This window comes from Buchnera aphidicola (Aphis nerii) (assembly GCF_005083105.1).
Classification (GTDB): Bacteria; Pseudomonadota; Gammaproteobacteria; order Enterobacterales; family Enterobacteriaceae; genus Buchnera; species Buchnera aphidicola_AS.
Map to the genome: position 1 here is coordinate 1 of NZ_CP034887.1, position 2,978 is coordinate 2,978.

1 protein-coding gene and 1 pseudogene are annotated in these 2,978 nt (G+C 25.7%); both read left to right on the forward strand.

Translation table 11 applies throughout. The features are described from left to right. Positions 1–238: 238 nt before the first annotated feature. Positions 239–1,786 carry an anthranilate synthase component 1 gene (locus D9V64_RS03145; RefSeq protein ID WP_158367341.1) on the forward strand — a complete coding sequence of 516 codons (1,548 nt, stop codon included), beginning with the start codon at positions 239–241 and terminating at the stop codon, positions 1,784–1,786. A 17-nt stretch (positions 1,787–1,803) separates the two neighbouring features. Continuing rightward, a pseudogene (locus D9V64_RS03150) lies at positions 1,804–2,382 on the forward strand (glutamine amidotransferase-related protein); the annotation flags it as partial. Positions 2,383–2,978 lie beyond the last annotated feature (596 nt).

Here is a 2,978-nt window from a genome sequence, read left to right on the forward strand (position 1 = left end):
TAGATATATATTTTTATTGTTATTTTTTTGATTTTATCTATATTATTAGTATCATTATATATTTAAATATATAAATAAATTAAACGTTTATTTTTATGTTACATATTTCTTAATTTATTAAAATATTATTATACACTAATAAATCTGAAAAACAAAAAAAAATAACATGATTGCTTTAATATATTAAATTAGTTATTATTTAACTCTGTAAAATTATATTAAAAACAGATGTAATTTAATGAACAAATGCTTATATGAAATTGAAATAATTCAAAAAAAAGCTCGTTATCACTCCGATCCAACAACAATATTCAATCATCTTTGCGAATCAAAACCAGCTACATTATTATTAGAGACAGCTGAAATAAATAAAAAAAACGCTTTAGAAAGTATTATGATTATAGATAGTGCGATTCGATTTACTTCTAAAAAAAATTCAGTTAAATTAACGCCCATATCTATCAATGGAAAAGAAATTTTATTCAATTTAAAACAACATATTCCCGGAAATATAAAAATCGAAGAAAAAAATAAAAGTATTATTTTAACTTTTCCTAATATTCCTAGAGATCTTAATGAAGATGAAAAACTATTTTCATTATCAGTTTTGGATGCCTTTAGACTGATAATTAAAATTTTTAAAAACAAAAATAAAATACCGAAAGCAATGTTTTTTGGTGGCTTGTTTTCTTACGATCTTATATCAGTATTTGAACAATTGCCCCATTTAACGGGAGAACAAAAATGTTCAAATTTTTGTTTTTATTTAGCAGAAAATTTACTTGTTTTAGATCATCAAGCAAAAACATGTTTAATTCAAAGTAGTATTTTTTGTCAAAATCCACAAGAACAAGAAAGAATTCGAAATAGAACAGATGAAATAAAAGATCAATTGGATAAAAAAATCAAAAAAATCAACCAAATTCCAGTACAAAATATTCATTTAACTTCTAATATAGATGACAATGAATATTGTGATATCATTAAAACATTAAAAAAATTAATTCAAAAAGGCGAAATTTTTCAAGTAGTACCCTCTCGTAAATTTTATTTACCCTGCCCGAATGCATTATCCGCTTATCAAAAATTAAAAAAAAGCAATCCTAGTCCTTATATGTTTTTTATGCAAGATAAAAATTTTATATTATTTGGAGCATCGCCTGAAAGTTCATTAAAATATGATGAAAAAACTAGACAGATTGAATTGTATCCCATTGCAGGTACTAGACCCCGTGGCATAGATAAACATGGTAACTTAGATTTAGATTTAGACAGTAGAATAGAATTAGAAATGAGAACCAATCATAAGGAACTAGCAGAGCACTTGATGCTTGTAGACCTAGCGAGAAATGATCTGGCCCGCATTTGTAAACCTGGTTCTAGATATGTATCTGATCTAGTCAGAGTAGATAAATATTCACATGTCATGCATCTTGTCTCTAAGGTAGTCGGTGAGTTAAAAATAGAACTTGATGCATTGCACGCATATGCAGCATGTATGAATATGGGCACATTAACAGGCGCACCTAAAATTCGAGCAATGCAATTAATAGCAGAATACGAAAAAGAAAAAAGAGGCAGTTACGGTGGTGCTATAGGTTATTTCACCGATTTAGGAAATTTAGATACTTGTATTACAATACGTTCAGCATATGTTGAAAATGAAATTGCTACAATTCAAGCGGGTGCCGGTATTGTTTTTAATTCAATTGCTGAAGATGAAGTGAAAGAAAGTTTAAATAAAGCAAAAGCAGTTATCAATGCTATCAAAACAGCGCATTGTTAAATAGGACATTTTAAAAAATGGCAAATATTTTACTTTTAGACAATATTGATTCTTTTACTTATAATCTTGTCGAACAACTTAGAAACAAAAATAATAATGTATTAATTTATAGAAATACTGTGAGTATAGACATAATATTAAATTCGATAAAAAAAATGAAAAATCCTATTTTAATGTTATCACCTGGTCCTAGCACCCCCCAAAATGCAGGTTGCATGTTGAATTTAATCAAAGAAGTCAAAGGAAAGATTCCCATCATAGGTATTTGTTTAGGTCATCAAGCAATTGTAGAAGCCTATGGCGGCATTATTGGACATGCAGGTGAAATATTCCATGGAAGGGCATCTTTGATCAACCACGACGGTTTAGAGATGTTTGAAGGGCTTCCTCATCCTTTACCAGTAGCACGATATCATTCACTAATATGTAACAAAATTCCTAAAAATTTTATTATAAATTCCTATTTTAATGATATGATAATGTCCGTGAGAAATAACTTAGATTATGTGTGTGGATTTCAATTCCACCCAGAGTCTATATTAACTACATCTGGATCATTGCTTCTGAAGAAAATAATCAACTGGTCAAGTATGAAATATAAATAAAGATTAATACAATACCTAAGAATATGGGATTTATGAAAATTTTATATATTTATAAAAAAATTTATATTTTCCAATAAGGATTATATTACATTTATTTATCATAAAAACATTTCATAATTTATTTTCTATTTAATCTATTCTAAAAGCTTTCTTATTCCCTGATATTCAGCTAAAAAAATCATAAACCATCAACAAGATACATCGATTAAATAAATTTACATAATTGATGTATTTATAATTCGATGATTTTTATAAATTTTAATCCATAAAAAATCATTTAAAATAAAAGTTATCCACAATTGCTGTGTATAAGTTTATTTAAAAAATGGTGTAAACAAGTGTTTTTTTAATTTAATTATTGTTATAACTATATGTTTTTTAAGATTTTATTATTTATTAAATAACAATAAAACGATTTTATTAACATGTTTATAACCTTGGGGATAAGTTATGTATATATATGATTAAAAACTTTGAAAATAAATGAAAAAATTTATAAAAAAAAAAAAAAAATCTTTAAATACAATCACTTAGATAAAATACAAAATTTTTTAATTGTCTATAAAGATATTAAAAGATAAAAGATA